The sequence below is a fragment of the Chitinophaga qingshengii genome (assembly GCF_014529935.1).
Classification (GTDB): domain Bacteria; phylum Bacteroidota; class Bacteroidia; order Chitinophagales; family Chitinophagaceae; genus Chitinophaga; species Chitinophaga qingshengii.
Genome location: NZ_JACVFC010000002.1, coordinates 361,357 through 382,876, shown reverse-complemented (window position 1 = coordinate 382,876; position 21,520 = coordinate 361,357). Strand labels below are relative to the sequence as shown.

Here is a 21,520-nt window from a genome sequence, read left to right as displayed (position 1 = left end):
GCATCTTGAAAAGATTAATGGTCCATAGCCACCACCCGGGGCGCATCTTTTTTACTGCCCGATGCCACCAATAATAAAGGCAAGGCTACCAGGAATACCAATCCCATCACAAGATAGGCGTCACTGAAACTGAGCAGCATGCCCTGTCGCGTTATACCGTGGTCCAGCAGCTGCAACGCCTGCTGATGCGCATGAGACGATGAGGCGCCTTTTCCCTGGAAATACTGCGTATAGCCGTGCAGGCGGTTATATACCTGCGGGTCTGATGTGTTGAGATGGCTTACCAGGTCGTAACGATGCTGCGCATTGCGTTTAGATAGGTAGGTATTAATCAGCGCAATGCCAAAAGAGCCGCCCAGCTGGCGCATCATGTTATTCAGCGCGGCGCCCTGTGGTATATCTGCGGGTGGCAGGGAAGAAACCGCGAGTGTTGTTAAAGGCACCGTGATAAGCGCCAGCCCCATCCCGCGCCAGATCAGCGATTGACTGATTGCCCCGGCACCGGCGTTTTGGTTTAATTGCGACATTTGCCAGCTAAAAAAGATAAACATGCCCATACCGGCGAGAATGAGGAACACCGGTGAAAGGCCCCGCTGCAGCAGTCTTGCACTGATCACCAATCCGCCTATTGCCAGGAAGGCGCCTGGTAATAATAACATACCTGTTTGCAGCGGCGTAAAATAAAGCAGCCGTTGTGCAAATACCGGCGTGAGAAATACCGACGCAAACATACCCGTGCCGGATACAAAAGTCAGTACAGCGCCAATACTCAGGTTTCTGCTTTTCAGTACCCGCAGGTTTACAACGGGGTGGGCTATACGTAGTTCCCACCAGATAAAAAATCCGATGCCCAGTACTGCGATGACTGTCAGCCAGGTGATGTAGGCGGCCTCAAACCAGTCGTCTGTTTCGCCGCGTTCCAGTACGGTTTGTAGCGCGCTCACGCCTGCTGCAAGCAGGAGGATGCCGGTCCAGTCGATGCGTGGTTGATGTGTGGACCGTGGCGGTTCGTCCAGCAACAGGAAACAAATAAAAGCGACCAGGATACCGATCGGTACGTTGATATAAAAGATCCAGGGCCAGCTGTAGTATTCGGTGATGTACCCGCCCAGTGTAGGGCCAATCGTAGGACCCACGAATACGCCTATACCAAAAATAGCGCTGGCTACATGTTGTTTGTCTTTCGGGAACTGGTTGAACACAATTACCTGTGATACCGATAACAACGCTCCTCCGCCTATGCCTTGCAGGAAGCGGAAAAGCACCAGTGACCAGATGTTGGTGGCTTGCCCGCACATCAGTGAAAAGAACGTAAACGCCAGGATGGAGCCGATGTAATAATTACGTTGCCCCAACCGTGCTGCCAGGAAACCGGTGATGGGGATGATGATCACATTAGCGATGGCATAGGCCGTGATCACCCAGGACGTGTCTTCCAGGGTAGCGCCGAGGTTACCGCTCATGTGCGACAACGCTACGTTCACGATGGAGGTGTCTATCAGTTCCATGATGGCCGCTGCGATTACCGCGACGATCAGTATGTTCTTTTTCATACCGAATGGTATATTTTATGACAAAAGATGAGCATTGAGCATTTGCAGGGCATTGGCCGGTGAGGTGGATTGCAACAGCTGGAATACTTGTTGGGTTTGACCGACATGGATTTCATAGACATCGTTTTGCAGCGCTTCCATAAAGCCTGTGGCCACCGTCTCCGGAGCAATACCGTTGCTGCCGCCGATATCGCGGGAGAAGTGGGTATTGGCCAGTGGCGGCATCAATTCAAATACCCGAATGGGTGCTACCGACAGGCGGAGGGACTGGGTATAGGAATGCAGTGCTGCTTTACTGGCAGCATAGGAGGGAGTGGTCAACATCGGCACCAGTGCCAGTACAGAACTGACGTTCACAATGGCAGCCTCGGAGTGCCGGGCAAGCAGCGGCAGCAGTAATTCTGTGAGTTGCATTACAGCCAGGTAGTTGGTCAGCATTTCGTCTGCCGCTTTATCGAAAACCCCGGCTGTTTCGGAAAGCCGGTATACGTGCGCCTTACCGGCGTTGTTGATCAGCATGTTGAGCTGCGGGTAGTCCTGCTGCAGCGTCTTTACCAGTGTCTTCACCTGGGCGTCCCTGGTTACATCGCATACAATGGGAATAAGGCCCGGCGTACCTGTAACCGCTTCTTCCAGCCGGAGGGCATCCCTGCCGGTGATGATGACCGTATTGCCCGCTGCCAATAATGTTTGTGCCAGTGCCAGGCCAATGCCTGCACTGCCGCCGGTAATCAATACCGTGTTACCATTTGTTTTCATAATATTGAATTATTATACCGATTGGTATATTTTTAAGCGAAAAAAAATATCGACATAAAAAATAGCAAAGTGCTTACAGCTCGCGGATAAAAGTTTCCAGCGACTGCATAATGGCATTGCGATAATGCATTTTCCCTGTTAGCTTGGTAATCATGAGACAGCCTTCTACCATCGCCAGGATAGTCAGGGCGGCCTGTTCTACGGGAGTATCTTTGTCGAACTCACCCTGCAGGATACCCCGGGTGATATCCTGCATAACCGCTTCTTTCCATTTACCCAGCGCCCAGGCGGCGCGTTCTTTCAGGGCCGGATGCGTATCATCGGCCTCCGTAGCGGTATTCAGAATGGGACAACCACCCGCAGGGAACGGGTGCTTCAGAAAGTTGTTGTACGTGTGGACATAGGCCAGCAGCTTGCCCCGGTAGGTATCATGTTTTGCTTTCTCCTGCCGGATAATATCAGTTATCTGCCGGATATTGTACTCAAAAGCAGCCAGGGCCACTTCATCTTTATTCGCGAAGTTGCCGTAAATACTGCCTTTGGTAAGCCCTGTGGCATTGGTCATGTCTGTCAGGGAAGTACCGGCATATCCCTTCTCGTTGAACACAGGAGCGGTCTTTTCCACAATAAACTGTTTCGTTCTGGCTGCTTTGTTCATATACCCATATTTGATAAACGAAATTATACCATTTGGTATAAAATGAAAAATCTTTTTTATCCGGGAAAAACAAAAGGCTGATACGTTTTATCGTATCAGCCTTTGTTTTATTAGCATAAGATAGTTATTCCTTAGGTTCCTGCGGAGGAGCAGGCGGTTGTCTTTTCTTCTCTGCCCAGTAGTACAAGGGAGGAATCACTACCGGTGTAAACAGCAGCGTGAAAGTCAATCCGCCGATGATCACCGTAGCCAGCGGGCGTTGTACATCGGAACCGATACCGGTACTGATGGCTGCCGGTACCAGACCAATGATGGCCACCATAAGCATCATCATAATGGCTTTGAACTGATCTACCGCCACCTTTTGCACGGAGGCGCGCAGCGTAAGGGGAGACTTATACATTTCCCGGTTGAGGGCCGATACCAGCAGTACGCCGGCCATGACCGAGATACCAAAGATGGATACAAAACCCACACCGGCAGATACGTTGAAGTGGTAGCCACGAAGGAACAACGCTACGATACCACCCGCAAGGGCAACGAGGATGCAGCTCATGGTCACAAACGTATGTCTCATGCTTTTGAACAGCATAAAGAGGAACACGAACACAATCACAATCGTCAGCGGAATAGTGAGTGACAGCTGCTTACCGGCACGTTCCAGGTTTTCATACTGACCACCATAGATGATATCATACCCTTTGGATACATGCACCTGTTTGTCGATTTTCTCCTGCAGTTCTTTAACGAAAGAGCCCTGGTCGCGGCCTCTTACGTTGGTACGAACCGTCACCATCCTTTTACCATCAATGCGGTAAATATTGGTTTGTCCGTCGATAAACTGTATATCTGCCAGCTGTTCCATCGGTATCAGCGCGCCGGTGGCGGCAGGCACCTGGAGGTTACGGATGGATTCTATGGTGCTCCTGTCTTTCGGCAGATAACGAACGATGATATCGTACCGTTTGGTACCGTCATATAATGTACCGATCGGTTTACCGCCGATAGCGGCTTCAATCATGGATTGGATATCACTCACGTTGATACCGAAGCGGGCGGCGTTTTCGCGGTTGATATTGATGGCCAGCTGCGCCTGGGTACCTTCCTGTTCAATGTTAACGGAAGCAGAGCCCTGTGTGGCTTTTACGATCGCTGCAATACTGTCGGCTTTGGGCCGCATAATGGCAAGATCGTCGCCTACTACGGAAATAGCCAGGTCGGCAGCGCTACCCGTCACAATCTCCATTACCTGGTCAATGATAGGCTGACCGGAGTTGAAAGAAGTACCCGGGCAATTCTTTTCGAGATCGGCCTGAATACGCCTCACCAGCTCTTTTTTAGTGATGGTATCGCTCCAGAGTTTATAGTCCTTCAAACCAACCAGTATTTCCGTACGGTTGGCCGGGAAGGGGTCGGTACCATCATCGTTGCGGCCGGTCTGCGTGATGACATATTTCACCGGCGGATAGGAAGCGATCACCTTGCGGATGATGGGCGCTATCTTGGCATTTTCCTGGATGGTAACGCCCGCGGGCATGAAGGAACGCATGAAGATAGATCCTTCATCCAGTTCCGGTAAAAACTCCGTACCCAGTTTGCCTCCCAGTCCTATCAGCAGCACAATCAGTACCGTTGCAACGAGCACGGTTTGTTTATGGAAACGCAGGAAGAAATTGAGCGACCGTTGATACATATGTTCCAGGAAATCCAGGATGCGGTTGCGATGCTCTTTCATCGGCTTATCGGATGCCAGCGCTTTTTTGTACGCATAGGAGATCAGCACGGGTATCAGCGTCAGCGCGCAGATCATGGCGCCTATTACGGCAAAGGCGAGGGTGAGGGCCATGGGAGAGAACAGTTTGCCTTCCACACGGGTCATCATCAAAATCGGTGTATAGGCGAGGATGATAATGGTCACGGAGAAAAATATCTCACGGCCTACTTCCTGCGCGGCAGCCAGGGTAATACCGATGATACCGCCTGCTTTCTCCTGCGGCGTAGCGTTCCGGTAGCGCCGGATCAGGTGTTCTGCCATTACGCAGGCGCCATCTACGATGATACCGAAGTCGATCGCACCGAGTGACAGCAGGTTGGCCGGTATGCCTGTGAGCCGCATGAGGATAAACGCGAACAGCAGGGAGAATGGAATGGTAGCAGTAACCACCAGTGCCGAGCGGATACTGCCCAGGAAAAACACCAGTACGATCACCACAATGCTTACACCCATAAAGAGTGTATGCGCTACCGTTTCCAGGGAATGATCAATAAGGAAGCTGCGGTCATACAGTACGCGCAGTTTCACGCCTTCCGGCAGTTCTGTTTCGCTGAGCAGGGCCAGTTTTTCCTTCAGTGCTTTCAGCGCGATACTGGGGTTTTCGCCACGGCGCAGCAGGATGATGCCTTCGGGAGAACCAACCTTGTCGATGCCTTCATCCGGTACGGCATAGCCCAATACGCCGGAAGGCGGCGGGGGCGCCGTTTCTACGGTGGCTACATCTTTCACGTAAACGGGTACACCGTTTACCGCAGTGAGCACAATGTTACGCAGGTCTTTTTCAGACTTCACCGCACCGAGACCTCTCACGGCAAAACCTTGTCCGCCGCGTTCAATCACGTTGCCGCCGGTGTTGAGGTTGTTTTTCTCTACCGCATCGATAACGGATTGCAGGGTGAGGTTGTACTTACGGAGTTTATCCGGCGACGTGAGGATATGAAATTGTTTGAGCGGGCCGCCGAAGTTGGTCACGTCGGCAATACCCGGTACCTGGAGGATAGCCGGGCGGATAACCCAGTCCTGCAGGTCGCGCAGCTGCATCGGTGTGAAGCTGGGCGGCGCTTCCACTACATAACGGTAAATCTCGCCTACCGCCGTGGTGAGTGGCGCCAGTTCCGGCGTAACTCCTGCCGGCAGGGAGAGGGAGGAGAGTCTTTCTATCACCTGTTGACGGGCGAAATAATCGTCCGTCCCGTCCTGGAACGTCAGCTGTACTACCGAAAGGCCGAAGATGGTGCGGCTTCTGCGGTCGAGTACACGGGGGACGTTATTGAGTGCCCGTTCTATCGGGATGGTCACCTGTTGTTCTACTTCTTCGGCAGCGCGGCCGTCGTAAGGCGCCACAATGATCACGTTGGTGTCGGCAATATCGGGGTAGGCTTCTATTTTCAGCTGGGTAAAACACCAGTAACCGAGTACTGACAAGACCACTGCGCCAATAATGACCGCCCAACGGTTACGTAAAGAGAATATGAGAATATTGCGGATCATGCTTCAAATTGATCTACGTGATGGGTAATAATAAAACCTCCTTTATAGGAGGCTCTCAGGAGTGTCAGCACTTCCCGCACTTTATCGTCCTCGTCGATGAAGGTGATCATCATAGGAGGTTCATCGAAGGAAAACATTTCATCCGGGCGTTTCATCCGTTGGTTGATGCCAAAGCCCATCACACCGCGGTATACGGTAGCGCCCTTCACATTGTTGTTGATGAGGAGCTGCATAATGTACTCATACAGTGGACGGGTACCATGCATATCGTCTTTGTCGATAAAAATCTGTGCCTGTAGCATAACTGTATTTTTAGTAGCCGAATGAAAGACCTTTTAATTGCATAGAGCCGTCTGTAACCACCTGCTCGCCCGGCTGGATACCGCTGAGCACTACCATACGGTCGTTGACCTGCGCACCGGAGAGAATTTCGCGGCGCAGGAAGGTACGGTCGTCTTTTTTCACGAAGACATAGTTTTTACCCTGAACCGTTACTACCGCACTGCGGGGTACGGAAAGGGTATTGCCTTCGCTCACGCCGAATTTCACGGTAGCGTACATGCCTGCCCGTAGTTTATGCTGTATATCGGAGATGGTAATACGAAGTTTCACCATGCGGGTGATGTTGTCCACTACTTCACCGACGTTTTCGATGGTACCGTTGAAGGTTTCGCCGGGGTAGGAGTTGAACTGCAGGGTGCAACCGCTGCCTTCTTTTACTTTGGTGATCTGGTTTTCCGGCATCTCACAGATGACCCATATTTTGTCTGCTTTGGCGGAGACGAGCGCCTGAGGATCGAAGCCGGCCAGTTTCAGTTTGGATTCGTGTTCGATGATGGAGGTCTTTTCGTTGGCCAGGTCTGTTTCAGCGATGGCGCTTTCTGTTTCGGCAGAGATGAGATCGGTTTTAGCATCGGAAACATCTTTACCGGTACCGGCGCCGTGTTCGGCGAGGTCTTTAAAGCGGGCCAGTTCTATTTGTTTCTGGGCGGCGATGGCTTTTTTCTGCCGGATGATATTGCCTTTTTCCCGGATGTTAATGATATGTTGCAGCATTTCCGTGTAGCTGGCCGTGAGGTCCGGATTGTCGAACAGTACAACGTTCTGGGCGGCGTTGCCGGAGGAGCGCACAACGGTGGCGGCTACGTGTGCCGGTGCCATCAGTTCGGCATTCAGGTCGCTTTGAACGGCTTCTTCTGTTTTGAAAAAGTGTAGGGTAAGGCTGTCGGGAGGCAGTTGAATGGTTCGTCCACTGTCTGTCACCACGGTTTTGGTGGCGGCGGCAGGCTTGTTTTCATGGTGCTGTCCGCAAGACATAGCCAGCCATGCGATGCTTGCTATCGATAAGCCAAAGGCAGTCTTTGTCATCTGTTAAATTATAGTTGATTAATCAATCCGGTTACCTGTAATAATTGTAGGTAGCTCTTACGGTAGTTGTACAGTGCTTCATAATACATCTTCTGGGTATCAAACCAGGTCCGTTGTGCTTCCAGGAAATCTATGATCGTAGTGCCGCCTTTCGTATAGGCGTACTTTACCGACTGCAGGATGGTTGCTGCTTTGGGCAGGATGTTTTTATATTTTTCCACGGTCTCCCGGTTTACCTGGTAGGTATGCCAGGTGGACTGTACCTCGGTGCTGACCTGCCGTTGCAGGGCAGTGAAGGACTGTTCAGATTGCTGCAGCAGTATTTTGGACTTTTTGATTTCGCCCTGGTTGCGGCTGAAGAACGGCAGTTCAATGGTCGCATAGAGGCCGAAGTAGGGGACGGTATTCTGGGGGTTCCAGATAATGCCCAGCTCCGGTGAGGGAATGGCCAGTGACCGTTGCAGGGAGATGTTGTTTTTCGCGGTGTTGATGGTCGCCTGGGCCTGTTGTACATCCGGACGTTTAGCCATGGAGAGGGAGAGGAGGCTGTCCAGTTGCTGCGTCATTTCCAGGGAAGTGACGGGGTCCTGGTCGTCGATGGTGAGGCTGTCGGTTTGACCGGTAAGCAGTTTCAGGTTTTGCAGTTCATTATTATAGCCTTGTTCTGCGTTTCTGTACTGGATCTGGTACTGGTCCAGCAGCAGCTGGGTACGTGCCAGTTCGCTGGAGCTGATTACCTGGTTCTTCAGCCGGATTTCCTGTGTTTTCACGAGGCTGTCGATGTTTTGCCTGGCTTCAAGGATCAGTTCCAGGTTGACTTTATTAAACCATACGTCCAGCCATTTATTGCCGGTTTCGGTGAGCACGCCTCTTTCCGTGTCGGCGAAGGCTTTTTCCGCTACGGTGACGTTTCCGGTGGCGACTTGTTGTTTGTATTTCCGTTGACCGGCCAGCTGGAATTGTTTGGTGAGCTGCCACCAGTACTGGTTGTTCTTTCCGTTATAGAACCGCGTATCCGGGGCCCAGGTGTGCGGGTCCGTCATATGCAGGGTCTGGTTGTTTAATACCGGGTTGGGCCTGAGTCGTGCCGTGACCACATCGCTTTGGGCGATGGCGGTATTGAGGCTGGCCGGTTTAAGGAAAGGATTGTTGTCTCTGGCGGCATGGAGTGCTCCTGGCAAAGTGAGGGTGGTCTGTGCCCCGGACACCAGGGGCAGGCCTACCGTACACGAGAAGATAAGAAAAATGGCGTAACGCATTCCTGTTTTGTACTATTTGCTATAGATAATTACTGTTGTGTTGCGGTTTTTGTTCATTCACCGGTAATATTACCTTGCCGGTAAGGGGTATTGTTCACATGGCCTGGCGCTGAAATCGGAGGCAAGATAGGTAATCTCCAAGGATGTAAAGGAGCCCGCGACATTAAAATTAGCTTAAACAATTGGAGGGAAACGGGAACGGATATAGGAAACAGGATGATTTTTTTGGTGGTATGTGTTAATCCTGTATATTTGTAAGGTAACCCTGTTTATCAATTTTTATATTGATATTTTATCGTTTCGCTAGATGTTTAACAGATTGATTATCATTTGATTTTTTGTTTTGTAAACATTTATTATTAATTTTTTAAAAGCGTTACGATGGAAAAACCGAAATATCAGTACTCCCGGACGGTGGCTGAGGGCTCTCAGCAGCGTTGTTTACCGGTTGGTCCCCGGAAAGAAATCCCTGGCTAAGAAAATTCATCGAAAAGATGCTGCGCGGTTGAAGCGGCGTTGACAGTTGTTTGTATCTGAGAAAAGTCTCCTCCACATTATTCCATGTAATGCTCGTGTATCTTTTTAGTAACCATTTAAATTATGTTTTGATGGAGCATATCAAATTTCAGTACGCAGACGGAAAATCGCAGGCAAATTAGAGAAGGTTTCGCAGAACAAAGGAGGCGCATCGCATCCTTTACTCCGGAAGAAGCAGCCCAATATCTACGGGATGCGGGGGGATCATTTATTTGTTGGCCCTAAGAGAAGAAACCCATGGAGGACTAAGAGCAAACGAAGAAAGGAGAAGGATGCTGAGCAGTTGAGACGATTGAAGCGGCGTAGATAAGTTGTTGTAGTGATAGCTATTGTTTGAAGGATGACTGAAGTTTTTGACATATCTGTTTATTGTTAAACATTTTTACTCACTACTTAAAATAACATTACGATGGAAAGACCGAAATATCAATATTTTGACACCTGGTCCGAACATTTTCGGCGAATGGATGAAATGTTCGAAAGGGAAAGAAAGCGCACTGCCGCTTTTACCAGGGAAGAGGCGATGCAGTATCTCCGTGATGTGGGGATATTTCATTTGGTTGTCTTCCCAAAAAAAAGAACTCCCTGGCGAACAAAGAGTAAACGGAGAAAGGAGAAAGACACTGCCAAATTAAAGCGATTAAAACGGCATAAATAATTGTTTGTACCCAAAAAAACCATTGTTTGAAAATGACCCGATTAATATCTGATTCGATGTATACTGCCACGCCTGGCTTGGTCATCGGCTTTCACGGTTGTGAACGTTCCCTACGGGACGACGTGATTAATGAAAGGGAAAAGCTCCGCTCCAGTCTGGGAAAATATGAATGGTTGGGACATGGAATTTATTTCTGGCAGAATAACTATGAGCGTGCCCTTGATTTTGCGACTCATCCCCCGAATGGGAGAAAACTGGTGAATCCAGCGGTGTTGGGTGCCGTTATTAGTTTGGATTATTGCCTGGACTTGTTAGACACAAGGCATATCCAAAATCTCAAGCGTAGTTTTCTAACGATGGAGAATGTTATATTGGAGAATGGAGGCAAACTACCCCGGAACAGAAACAAGGGCGGTGCTGAAAATTTACAGGACAAAGTCATCCGTGAGTTGGATTGTCTGGTAATTGAATATCTACATGAAAAGATGTGTAAGGATGGGAAAAAGCCATACGACTCCGTCAGAGGCGTCTTCATCGAAGGTACCCCCATCTATGAAGACGCCGGCTTCTACGACAAAACCCACATCCAGTTATGTATCCGGAATCCCAATTGTATTAAAGGATTTTTTATCCCCCGGCAGGAAGAAATATGGTGATCGGCAGAAAGCCGTTGTGGTAACTGCCGCAGCGGCTTTTGGCATTTATTGGCTGATAAATTTGTATGTATTCCCCTGTGTCATATGTTTGCTCGCAGTACTGTTTTTCGGACCGTGCGAAGCTCAGCTGATCGTTATCAAATGTTTATTAGTGGGTAAAGTTCGTCAGATGGTTGGTTGACCGTGCTGAAAAAAAGTACTCCCGCAATCTACTATGGAAATAGGATTACGGGAGTCATATATGCCATAAAAACCCAGTCAGTTTTGTACTATTTCCATCGCGTCGTCCATCGGAAAGAACAACACTTTATCGGTATCTGCATATTTCTCCAGATCGATCATATGCAGGGTACGGTTATGGACGGTATGGAAATAAAGCCGTTTGTTTTTTAGGTCGTTGGCGCAGGTCCACTGTGTATACGGCGTGTTCCGGGGCTGGGCGGGGTCCTGGATCATTCCTTTGGGGATATCAAAAGCGTTGAGGATCTGAAAGGCCTGGGTAACTGCTGCCGCTGCAGTAGTACAGGCTTCCATGCTTTGCGTATAGGCTACCGCGCGAACAAACCGGGAAGGGGGCGTGAAATCGCCTGGTATGGTCATCAGCAGATTGCTTTGCCGCCATACGCGCTGGGAGTCTGCCGCTGTTTCGGTATTCCGCAGGTTCGCATAGCGTTGCAGGTTAGTCAGGTGCCAATCGAACGTAGGGGAGTTAGTTAATACCCCTAACGGGTTGTAGTAGCAACGCAGCTTTCCGCCTACGCATTCGATTACCAGCGATTTACCCTGGGCATCGTGCACATTGTAGTGCAGCGGGAAAGGAATGCCCCCATTCAGATAGAGGGGAATGCCTTTGTTGATCAGAATACCACTGTCCACTGCTCTTTTTACCTGATCTACCGTTGCGAATTGAGATAACAGCCAGGCAGATACATCGGTAGAACTAATCGATTTGGCGATTTTCCGGGAAGGGATATCCATGTAGCCGGCGTATCCGGGTAAATAGAACAGACCCACTGCCAGTCCTTTTTCGTTCATACCATCGGCAATAGCATCCTTGCCCATAGCGTTGATGCCTACAATGGCGTACCGGGATTTCCAATACAGGCCTTTATTGGCGCCATCCGGACTAACGGCGTTAAAAGGATAATTCCGGGGGAAAATGACTACCTGGGCTTGCAGCTCGTTAGGAAATTCCATGGTACGGGCGCTAATAACAGCTCCGTCTTTTGCCCTGAGCTGAATGCCGGTGCAGGCGGAAACAATCATGGGAGAAGCCAGGATAAAATATCCAAGGAAATAAGAAAGGGATTTAAATAGCAAGGGTTTCATCGCATACAACGTTATTGGGGTGAATAAATCAAGGTATTGGTACGGTAAGGGTTGGTATTTAAATTACAACACGCATGGGCCCGTGATTGTTTGAAAAAAAAATGTTATGCCGTTAAAAGTGACGGTAATCATCTGTAATGCTAACGGCTATCATATTTCATGGAGATACTTCTGCCGATCTTCATATAAAATATTATATCATGATCAGTATTGCAGCCATATTGGATGGCCTGAGGTATTCCGAAAATGTGCAACGATATGCCCTGATGGTAGCCAAACAACAGGGCGCACATGTGAACGGTGTATTACCGGAGGATTTCACCTACAATAGTTTCGGGATGTACCAGGTACTAAAATCCGGTGCAGACGCGGACACGATCAACAAACTCGAAAACGCCGATAAGGCTACCAGGAAGGCGTCAGCGGCTATTTTTGAAGCGGCCTGCCAGAAAGCGAATGTTCCCTACAGTATCCACCACCATCGGAACGTGTCATTGCTGGATGTGCTGGAAACCAGTATTTACAGTGATTTACTGATCGTCGACCGGAAAGAAACATTCGCACATGATACGATGAATCCGCCTACCCGTTTTATCCGGGACCTGCTAACCGACGTACAATGCCCGGTATTGCTGACGCCTTCGGGTAAAGCTGCTTCAACACCGGAGTGGGCCAACGTGGTATTACTGTATGATGGGGAGCCTTCGTCGGTGTACGCCATCAAAATGTATAGTTACCTGCTGGCTGCTGTATTACCTGTCAGCGTAACCGTGTTATCTGTCAATGAAGCGGGTAATCATCTGCAAAACCGTCACCTGGTCCACGATTTTATTCTCGGCCATTTCCCCAAGGCGACCTACCGGGTAGTGGAAGGCGATCCGGAAACGGAAATTATCGGGTATCTGCAAAACCAGCCCAACAATACCCTGGTGGTATTGGGAGCCTACCGCAGAGGGGCGGTGTCCCGATGGTTCAGGGAAAGCATGGCGGACGTATTGATGTCAAAACTGAACCTGCCGCTGTTTATTGCCCATAACAAATAAAATCGTTTACTATGAGCCGTTTTATTATAGACTTTGCGGCCATCCGCTTATCGGATGTGGGCGTAGTAGGAGGAAAAAATGCTTCGCTGGGTGAGATGACTGTTGCGTTGACAGATAAAGGCATCCGCGTACCTCCCGGATTTGCCACTACTGCAGAGGCCTTCTGGACCTTTCTGGACGTCAACGGTATTCGCTCGTCATTGGCTGCACTGATGCAGCAATTGGACCGGAATAGTTTTTCCAACCTGGCTGAAACAGGGGCCGCTGCCCGTAAACTAATACTGAGGGCTGTTTTGCCGGAAGAACTGAAAATAGCTATCACCGAAGCTTACCGTCAACTGGGAAAAGGCGGGGCGCTGCCGGTAGCCGTAAGAAGCAGCGCCACCGCAGAAGATATGCCGGAAGCCAGCTTCGCGGGTCAGCATGAATCCTATCTCAATATCTGCGGTGAGGAAGCGGTATTACAGGCAGTGCAACGTTGCTTTGCCTCCCTGTATACCGATCGTGCTATCAAATACCGGGAAGACAAAGGATTTGAACATAGTAAGATTGCATTATCAGCTGGTATCCAGCTGATGGTGCAAACGAACAAAGGTTGTTCCGGTGTTGGCTTTACCCTTGAACCGGAATCCGGTTTCAGGGACGTGATCCTGTTGTCCGGTATCTGGGGACTGGGAGAAAATATCGTGCAGGGAAAAGTAATGCCGGATGAATTTTATCTCTTCAAACCTACACTCAAAGCGGGAAAGGAGGCTATACTGCAAAAAAAACTGGGCGATAAGGCATGGACCCTATGTTTGGATGATACTCCCGGTGCGGCGGAGCCGGTGATGAACAAACCAACAGCAGAACAAGACCGCCGGCGTTATGTACTCACAGATCCGGAAATACTGACGCTGGGGAGGTGGGCTTTGGAGATAGAAGAACACTATCGTTGCCCGATGGATATTGAATGGGCTAAAGACGGTGTCACTGGTGAATTGTTTCTGTTGCAGGCACGCCCTGAGACAGTACATGCCGGCAAAACGGTTCAAACCCAATGGCAGTATGTGCTGAAAGAAAAAGGCCCGGTACTGGTAAAGGGAGAAGCAATAGGCGAAAAGCTGACGACCGGAACTGCCCGCCTGCTGGCCTCTCCACAGGAAGCCGGCAGATTACAGGAGGGGGACATCGTGGTAACAACAAACACCAGTCCCGATTGGGACCCTGTGCTGAAGAAAGTGGCCGCTATTATAACTGACAGTGGTGGCCGTACCAGTCATGCGGCTATTGTAGCACGGGAGCTGGGCGTGCCGGCCATTGTGGGGGCCACCGGGGCCACGACCGTTATCCGGGACGGAATGCCGGTCACCGTATCCTGCTGTGAAGGGAAAACAGGTTATGTATATGCCGGTGTGTTATCTTATGAACAAAAGGAAGTAAGCCTCTCGGATATTACCATGCCCGAAAGCACCGAAGCGGCGCTGATTATCAGTGACCCGGACCAGGCTTTCCGGTTATCGTTCCTTCCCAACGATGGCGTTGGGCTGTTAAGGATGGAATTCATCATAACACATGCCATTGGTATACATCCTATGGCATTGGTGCATTTCGATCAGCTGAAAGATGAGCGGGAGAAAGCGGCTATTGAAGCATTAACCGGTTTATATGCAGATAAAAAACATTTTTTCATTGAGAAATTATCACAGGGGATTGCTACCATAGCAGCCGCATTTTATCCTAAAGATGTGATTGTGCGGATGAGTGATTTTAAGACCAATGAATATGCGCAGTTGTTGGGAGGGAAAGACTTTGAACCGCTGGAAGAAAATCCGATGCTGGGTTTCAGAGGTGCTTCCCGTTATTATAATCCGCTGTACCGGGAAGGCTTTGGACTGGAATGCGCAGCAGTGAGAAGGGTGCGTGAAGACATGGGGCTCACTAACGTAAAAGTGATGATCCCCTTTTGCCGCACGGTGGCGGAGGGTAAAAAGGTGTTGTCCGTAATGGCCGCCTATGGTCTCTCCCGGGCTGACGGCCTCGAGGTGTACGTGATGGCGGAAATACCCTCCAATGTGCTGGAAGCGGAGGCTTTTGCCGAAATATTTGACGGGTTCTCTATTGGTTCCAACGACCTGACACAACTCACCCTGGGGTTAGACAGGGATTCTGCATTAGTGGCCGATCTGTTCAGTGAAGAAGACCCCGCTCCCAAAAAGATGATCGCTATGATGATACAAGCTGCCCGGAAAGCCGGCGTCCGGATCGGTCTTTGTGGCCAGGCGCCCAGTGATTTTCCGGACTTTGCAGCATTTCTCGTAAAAGAGGGTATCAACAGTATTTCCTTTAATCCGGATGCCCTGATCCGCGGAATTGCCAATATCTGCCAGGCAGAGAAAGTGGGCGCAGCGCCCCCGGCCTTTTAAGCTGCAACGCTCCGGATTTAATGACGGGAAATGCCGGACCATGCGGCGGTGGTAACGGTGTTCAGGATAAGATAAGAGAACACATAAAAGGAACGGCCGCCGGTGGTATTACCACTGACGGCCGTCATATTTTTTACAGGACCCGCACCGGTTATGCCGCCCGCTTCGCCTTAGCGCTATTCGTTATGATAAAACAGAGGTACAGGAAGATGAGCCAGCCGGGGATCATCTCCACCGGTATTCGCATGCCGGTCATCCACATCAGCACCAGGATACCCACCAGGAAGACCAGGCAGATGTAGTTGGACAACGGATAAATAAAAGAAGGGAATTTTGTATGTACCTGCTCCAAACGTTTCTGTTGCCTGAATTTCAGGTGCACTACGCTAATCATGATCCAGTTGATGATCAGGGCAGATACCACGAGCGACATCAGCACGCCCAAAGCCTTTTCGGGAATCAGTTTGTTGACCACAATACAAATAGCGGCAAACAAGGCGGATACCAGCGTGGCTTTTACCGGTACATGGTTTTTGTTGAGCTGTGATAAAAACGCCGGTGCATTGCCTTGCTGGGACAGGCCGTACAACATACGGCTGTTGCTATATACGGAACTGTTATATACGGAAAGGGCTGCCGTTAGTACAATCAGGTTGAGCGCATTGGCGATCAGGCTGGTGAAATAGATCTCTTTGCCGAAAAGGTTAAACTGGAAACCTTTCAGACTTTCAAATACCGTTACAAAGGGGCTGCTGTCGGTAGTGATATTTCTCCAGGGAGATAAGGCGAACAGGATCACCAGGGCGCCTACATAAAATATCAGGATACGATAAATGACCTGGTTGGTGGCTTTAGGGATGGTTTTCTCCGGTTGATCCGCTTCTGCGGCGGTAATACCAATCAGTTCCAGTCCTCCGAAGGAGAACATGATCATGGCGATGGCCGCAAAAAGTCCCTGGTATTGACCATTTGCATCCTGGGACAGCAATCCTTTCGGGAAGAACCCACCATCGTTCCAGAGATTGCTCACACTGGCCTGGGCGCCACCGTTGCCGCTTAACAGCAGGTATACACCGAAAACGATCATGGAAATAATGGCGATCACCTTTACGATAGAGAACCAGAACTCCGCTTCACCATATACTTTTACAGAACTGAGGTTCAGCGCATTTATGGCGAGAAAGAAAAAGAGACTGGAAGTCCACAGGGGTACTTCCGGCCACCAGAACTGCACATACAGGCCAATGGCGGTTAATTCCGACATACTTACGAGTATATACAACATCCAGTAATTCCATCCGGAAGAGAAACCGGCGAAATTGCCCCAGTATTTATAGGCAAAGTGGCTGAAACTGCCGGATACCGGCTCTTCTACCACCATTTCTCCCAGCTGGCGCATAATGAAGAAGGCGATGATGCCGGCCATGGCATACCCCAGGATAACAGAAGGGCCAGCCAGTACAGCGGCGGGACCAATCCCCAGAAACAGGCCGGTGCCAATGGCGCCACCCAATGCAATGAGTTGAATGTGTCTGTTTTGCAGGCCTCTCTTCAGGTGCTGCTGTGTTGGTTGCTCTTTGGTTTGTATCAGTTCTTCCAAGGTAAAAACGGTGGGTAAGGTTGCAAGATGCGTTAATTTCTGAAAAATGTAAACTAATAATATTTCACTTATTAGAAAAGTAAATTATATCAGGATAGGAGGAAGGCTTCGTCCCAGGGTAGCGGTTTGTCGATGGTCTGAGACAGGAGTGACAGCCCAACGCCGCTACTGCCGTCCAGCAGGTCCCAGCAATATTCCCATTGTTTGTCTATCCCTTCCCAGCCACGGATACCATATACGCCCGGTTGATCCGGAAACACCAGCTTCTGCAGCGTATTATTGTGCCAGTGAAGGGCCGCGTCCCGAAATGCCGGTTCTCCGGTTTCATACCAAAAGTGCCGGTAAAATGCAGCGATACCGCTGGAACCGTGGCACAGACAAGCATCTACAATACCGGCTGCCTGGTCGGTATTTCTCCGCAGGGTATAATGCATGATGTCCAGGGACTGCAGCTGCCACCGGCTTTCGCCCAGTGCCAGGCCACAACGCCATAAAGCCAGCGCTACGTTGAAATCGCCGTAGCACCACGACAGGCGGCTGTAAGGCGCCCGGCCATCGAGGATGCCGGGGAACAGGGCATGAGGCGTATCCGGCTGACGGGGATTCTGATGATGCCACATAAAATCGATGCATTCGGTGATGACTTGCCTGCAGGTATCCCGGGCTATACCCGCCTGGTATATCCGCGATAACAGGATGACGAGGCTACAGGTACCATGTGCCAGGCTGAAAGTGTCTACACCGGCAGTTACAGGCGTTTCAAACAACACAAACACGGGGAGACTGCGCCCCTGGCCGGTCATACGACTGGCGCCCAACAGGGCGGCAACAAAGGAGGCCAGATGGCTGCGTACCGCTTCCTGATGTGTATAAGCCAGCAACAGATGGCAAATACCGGCGCTCCCATGCAGGAAATCGAAGTTTTGCTGTGACAGCTGCTGCTCACTTTCTGCTATAGCGGCGGTGATGTAGCTGGCTGATAATTCCGCTATATCTATATCGATAAAACGATGCTGATAAAGATGCTGTAACAACCAAAATGGCCCGGTGATACCGTTGCAATAGGCATAACCGGCCACCGGCTGCGGCTGCAGGTCTGCATACAGTGTTTGTAACCAACTGCCTGCGCAGGGAGCACTATTGTCTACATATCTTTCATAATAAAAAAGATATAACAAAGGACCCCAGGGCCCTTTAAAAAGACTTTCTGCATAATACGGATCATAGGCTTTATTGGCCAGCACCTTCAGATGGTCCTGGTAGATGCGGGTTAACGTGGAACCGGCGGTCATATGGGTGGATTAAAAACAATATGGCAGGACAATGCCCCGCCATATCATTGTCAGGAAAATACAACATTAGTTAGGACAACCGGATTGCGTATTAGGCTGGGCGCAGCAGGGCCAGCAACGTAAAGGCGTGTCCATGGAAAGTGCGGTGCGGAAAGGAGCACTGACTGCCTGTGGTGCATCCACCACATCAGTGTCAGTCATAACGGCAATGGTCTCTTTCTGGAGGAAGAGTTTTTTTTCGAGGGACAATTTTTCGGGAAGCATAACTATATTATTTACGGGTTGAAAAAAAGCTGAGGGAATCATGTGTTGGCGCTATATTAAATTTAACGCTTTTCTTCCATTATTTGCGAAGCGTAACAGACATGGTAAGTTTCCCTTGTTTTTTAACAGCCGTCGGCACTACTGATCAACCAGCTCCCGGATCAGCCCTGTTTCCTGCGTGTCAAAAGGAGCGCCGCTTGCCCGGAAAACGTCATGATACCAGATAGCTGGTTCCGGTTCTCCGCCTTTGTTCCCCTGTGGATAGTTGGTTTGTGTTTTACCTGCTACCAGTCCCCAGTTGATAGCACCTACGCGGGCTTTTTTCATCATGGGCAGATGGGTGGCAAAAGTGCTGTTGTTGGGGCGTTTCATGTATTCGGAACAGATCAGCGGTTTGTTGTACCGTTGCAGGGTATCGATTGCTTCCTGCATGGAGGTGCTATCACGATAATTATGGAAGGTGATGATATCCGATTGTTCCAGCTGATACTGGTTAAAATCGGTGAACTCCTTATTCCAGATACCGATGGTCAGTGGTTGAACCGGTTGTTCTGCTCTTGCCCAGGCAACCACGTTTTTCAGCAGGGGCCAGCTTTTGGCGCCGTGTTTAAAATGTCCCGGTTCATTATATAAATCCCAGATGACTACCCGTTGGTCTTGTTTAAAAGTGCGGATAATATCCTGAACGTATACACGCAGTGTATCCATGAGCGTTGTATCCTGGTCTATGAGTCCGCCGGGGTCTTTGAGCCAGCCGCTGTTATGTACACCCGGTATAGGTGTGGGTTGCGGGCCTGGTTGATAGGCGTCGCGCCAGCAATCATCGAAGAATACGAACATGGTCCGGATATGATGCCGTGCAGCAATATCGAGGTATTGACCGACCCGTCGTTTAAATCCTGCTCTGTCCTGTTGCCATGCTACGTGGTGAAGGTATACACGCATGATGTTAAAACCCGTAGCCTGTGCATAACCCAGTTCCCGGGATATGGTAGTTGTATCAAAGGTAGCGGCCTGCCACATCTCCAGCTGGTTGACAGCAGTAGACGGGATAAAATTGGCGCCCACCAGCCAGCCTTGCTGCTGGTACCAGGCGTTCGCCTTTTCGGCTGTCCACGGAGACTGCCCGCTGACGGCCAACCGGCTTAACAAAAGAAGCGATAACAGGAGAGGGGCAGGGTATTTCATCGTGATAGCATTTTAAATAATGCTGTCAAATATCCAATATCCTTTTCATCCGGCAATGTTAATTCATGTGGACTGTAGTTCCGGTTTAAGTTTGTCGGCCAGTATGCTGATAAATATAAAACAAACGATCATCGGGAACACCTGGTAACGGAAAACGATAGGAGAGGCCAGTATACCGAATCCGGCGTTGACGACGAGCGTTATCAGTACCAGCAGCTGGCTGTCACGGTACGGGCGGGCCGCGGTTTTACGGGTGGTGGAAACAAACCATTTAAAAATCAATCCCAGGAATATCAGGTTCAACAATCCGAATAGAATGGGAAAGAAAAACAACAATGCTTTCTGCGCACCAATGGACGCTACAGAACTCAGTTGTTTGGAGTGATAATGGAACCAGTACCGCGCTACCGGGGAAACGCTGTAGCTGCCAAGATTGTATTCCGATAATTTTTCCAGTGGCGGTACAAAATAATTAAATGTATTGGGCAACAGGAAATAACGCGCAAAATAAAAAGGATGTTGCCGTATCATATAGCTGCCGTATTTCTCATATACCGGCGAAACCATGCCCCATGAATGTATACCGCCGGTAGTGTCGTCTTTGTTACCATAGGAAAGCTGCAGGAATTTTTTCAGCGGCGCCTGCGGATGTTTCAGGTAGATAGCTCCCTGCATAGGGCTGGGGATACCGCCGCCTTTAGGGATGATATCCCGGAAAAAATGAACGACCTCTTTGTGGAAAGCTTCGCAGCCGGCAGGAGGCTCCGGATAGTCCTTCAGATAAGGGAACATGTACAGTGCATTGTTCGCCATCTGCCAGCCACCGAAGACGGAGAACTGAGCGGTGCCGGTCACCTTACGGGTGGCCTCTTTGGTGAAATTAATAAAGACACCTATTAATACCAGCGGCAGCACAATGCCCAATGCTTTGAACGCGATCTTCTGCGGACAACGTAACAATACCAACGCCGTGATCAATGGATAATACATGGCATTGTAACGTACGGTAAAAGCAATAGCGATCAGCAGCCCGTGAGCTATCAACAAAACATAGGAAGGCCTGTGCAGCAGCCATAACAACTGTGTAAACCAAACCAGACTGATAGCCAGGAAAAGGCCATCGCTCGATACATAGTTGCTGATATATAGGATTAACGGATTAAACAGGAGTACATAAAAAATAACCCTCCTCGTTTGTTCCCCTGGCTGTAACCAATAACTCACGGAAAAAAAAAGGTAGAGTGCCGAACATTGTATCAGTATATATTGAACGGCCACCAGGGCGGTATCCGAATGACTGAATACATGAAACAACCGCAGGAATATCGTGTAACCGATGGGCCATAGGTTGACCTCCTGTTTTAGTATCGCGGCGTAGATATAACTATAGGAATCCGAAAAAAAATCGGCATAAGGATAGAGTATTTTAAAGATGATCAGCTGTACCACGATGGCTATTGCTGCGATCAACAGGTATTGGCGGTTGAATGGGTTCTTTAATACGAACTGCCGGAATGTTTGAGGGAAATAGGGCATAGCGCATCATATTTGTGTTACTAATATTAAACAGCGCCACTGCTCCTGCACAGACAGTCAGGTTAAGGAATTATTATCTTTTTGCTGCGGAAACAAAGCAGTGCAGCGGGTTTACCTGAAATGTAAAGGGAGTGCTTTTGAGGCACTCCC

Annotated in this window: 16 protein-coding genes; 3 read left to right on the top strand and 13 right to left on the bottom strand. The window is 49.7% G+C overall.

The window, feature by feature from the left end:
- Window positions 1–14: 14 nt before the first annotated feature.
- The 7 genes from ICL07_RS16845 to ICL07_RS16815 all read right to left on the bottom strand — a co-directional run bounded on the left by ICL07_RS16845 (window position 15) and on the right by ICL07_RS16815 (window position 8,862).
- Window positions 15–1,553 (bottom strand): DHA2 family efflux MFS transporter permease subunit, encoded by a 1,539-nt coding sequence (locus tag ICL07_RS16845; RefSeq protein ID WP_188089192.1) that lies wholly within the window; start codon window positions 1,551–1,553, stop codon window positions 15–17.
- A gap of 15 nt (window positions 1,554–1,568) precedes the next feature.
- The gene (locus ICL07_RS16840; RefSeq protein WP_188089191.1) at window positions 1,569–2,312 is read right to left on the bottom strand and encodes an SDR family oxidoreductase; all 744 of its coding nucleotides are present in this window, start codon (window positions 2,310–2,312) and stop codon (window positions 1,569–1,571) included.
- 73 nt (window positions 2,313–2,385) lie between these two features.
- Entirely contained in the window at window positions 2,386–2,970 is a 585-nt protein-coding gene (locus ICL07_RS16835) for a TetR/AcrR family transcriptional regulator (RefSeq protein ID WP_188089190.1), read from the bottom strand.
- Window positions 2,971–3,094: 124 nt separating this feature from the next.
- The gene (locus ICL07_RS16830) at window positions 3,095–6,235 is read right to left on the bottom strand and encodes an efflux RND transporter permease subunit (RefSeq protein WP_188089189.1); all 3,141 of its coding nucleotides are present in this window, start codon (window positions 6,233–6,235) and stop codon (window positions 3,095–3,097) included.
- On the bottom strand, window positions 6,232–6,537 hold the full coding sequence (locus tag ICL07_RS16825) for a DUF190 domain-containing protein (protein WP_188089188.1): 306 nt from the start codon (window positions 6,535–6,537) through the stop codon (window positions 6,232–6,234). The genes ICL07_RS16830 and ICL07_RS16825 overlap by 4 nt, the downstream gene beginning before the upstream one ends.
- 10 nt (window positions 6,538–6,547) lie before the next feature.
- A complete protein-coding gene (locus ICL07_RS16820) occupies window positions 6,548–7,603 on the bottom strand; it encodes an efflux RND transporter periplasmic adaptor subunit (RefSeq protein WP_188089187.1) in 1,056 nt (351 codons plus the stop codon).
- 8 nt (window positions 7,604–7,611) lie between these two features.
- The gene (locus tag ICL07_RS16815) at window positions 7,612–8,862 is read right to left on the bottom strand and encodes a TolC family protein (protein ID WP_188089186.1); all 1,251 of its coding nucleotides are present in this window, start codon (window positions 8,860–8,862) and stop codon (window positions 7,612–7,614) included.
- A 1,221-nt stretch (window positions 8,863–10,083) separates the two neighbouring features.
- Here ICL07_RS16815 and ICL07_RS16810 point away from each other — a divergent pair.
- A complete protein-coding gene (locus ICL07_RS16810) occupies window positions 10,084–10,713 on the top strand; it encodes a hypothetical protein (protein WP_223151956.1) in 630 nt (209 codons plus the stop codon).
- A gap of 258 nt (window positions 10,714–10,971) precedes the next feature.
- Here ICL07_RS16810 and ICL07_RS16805 read toward each other — a convergent pair whose 3' ends face one another.
- Window positions 10,972–12,042 (bottom strand): linear amide C-N hydrolase, encoded by a 1,071-nt coding sequence (locus ICL07_RS16805; protein WP_188089184.1) that lies wholly within the window; start codon window positions 12,040–12,042, stop codon window positions 10,972–10,974.
- A 200-nt stretch (window positions 12,043–12,242) separates the two neighbouring features.
- On the opposite strand from ICL07_RS16805, the gene ICL07_RS16800 reads away from it, so the two are divergent.
- Together ICL07_RS16800 and ppsA are read left to right on the top strand one after the other, a co-directional pair.
- On the top strand, window positions 12,243–13,085 hold the full coding sequence (locus tag ICL07_RS16800; RefSeq protein ID WP_188089183.1) for a universal stress protein: 843 nt from the start codon (window positions 12,243–12,245) through the stop codon (window positions 13,083–13,085).
- A gap of 11 nt (window positions 13,086–13,096) precedes the next feature.
- Window positions 13,097–15,490 carry a phosphoenolpyruvate synthase gene (gene ppsA, locus ICL07_RS16795; RefSeq protein WP_188089182.1) on the top strand — a complete coding sequence of 798 codons (2,394 nt, stop codon included), beginning with the start codon at window positions 13,097–13,099 and terminating at the stop codon, window positions 15,488–15,490.
- A gap of 151 nt (window positions 15,491–15,641) precedes the next feature.
- Here the strand turns inward: ppsA and ICL07_RS16790 are convergent, their stop codons facing one another.
- The 5 genes from ICL07_RS16790 to ICL07_RS16770 all read right to left on the bottom strand — a co-directional run bounded on the left by ICL07_RS16790 (window position 15,642) and on the right by ICL07_RS16770 (window position 21,370).
- Window positions 15,642–17,090, bottom strand: a complete 1,449-nt coding sequence (locus ICL07_RS16790) for an amino acid permease (RefSeq protein WP_223151954.1) — start codon at window positions 17,088–17,090, stop codon at window positions 15,642–15,644.
- Window positions 17,091–17,179: 89 nt separating this feature from the next.
- Entirely contained in the window at window positions 17,180–18,382 is a 1,203-nt protein-coding gene (locus tag ICL07_RS16785) for a lanthionine synthetase LanC family protein (RefSeq protein WP_188089181.1), read from the bottom strand.
- A 66-nt stretch (window positions 18,383–18,448) separates the two neighbouring features.
- Window positions 18,449–18,646, bottom strand: coding sequence for a class I lanthipeptide (locus tag ICL07_RS16780; protein ID WP_188089180.1), 198 nt, complete (start codon window positions 18,644–18,646; stop codon window positions 18,449–18,451).
- 138 nt (window positions 18,647–18,784) lie between these two features.
- The gene (locus ICL07_RS16775; protein WP_188089179.1) at window positions 18,785–19,834 is read right to left on the bottom strand and encodes a cellulase family glycosylhydrolase; all 1,050 of its coding nucleotides are present in this window, start codon (window positions 19,832–19,834) and stop codon (window positions 18,785–18,787) included.
- A 63-nt stretch (window positions 19,835–19,897) separates the two neighbouring features.
- Window positions 19,898–21,370, bottom strand: a complete 1,473-nt coding sequence (locus ICL07_RS16770; RefSeq protein ID WP_188089178.1) for a hypothetical protein — start codon at window positions 21,368–21,370, stop codon at window positions 19,898–19,900.
- Between the last annotated feature and the right edge of the window lie 150 nt (window positions 21,371–21,520).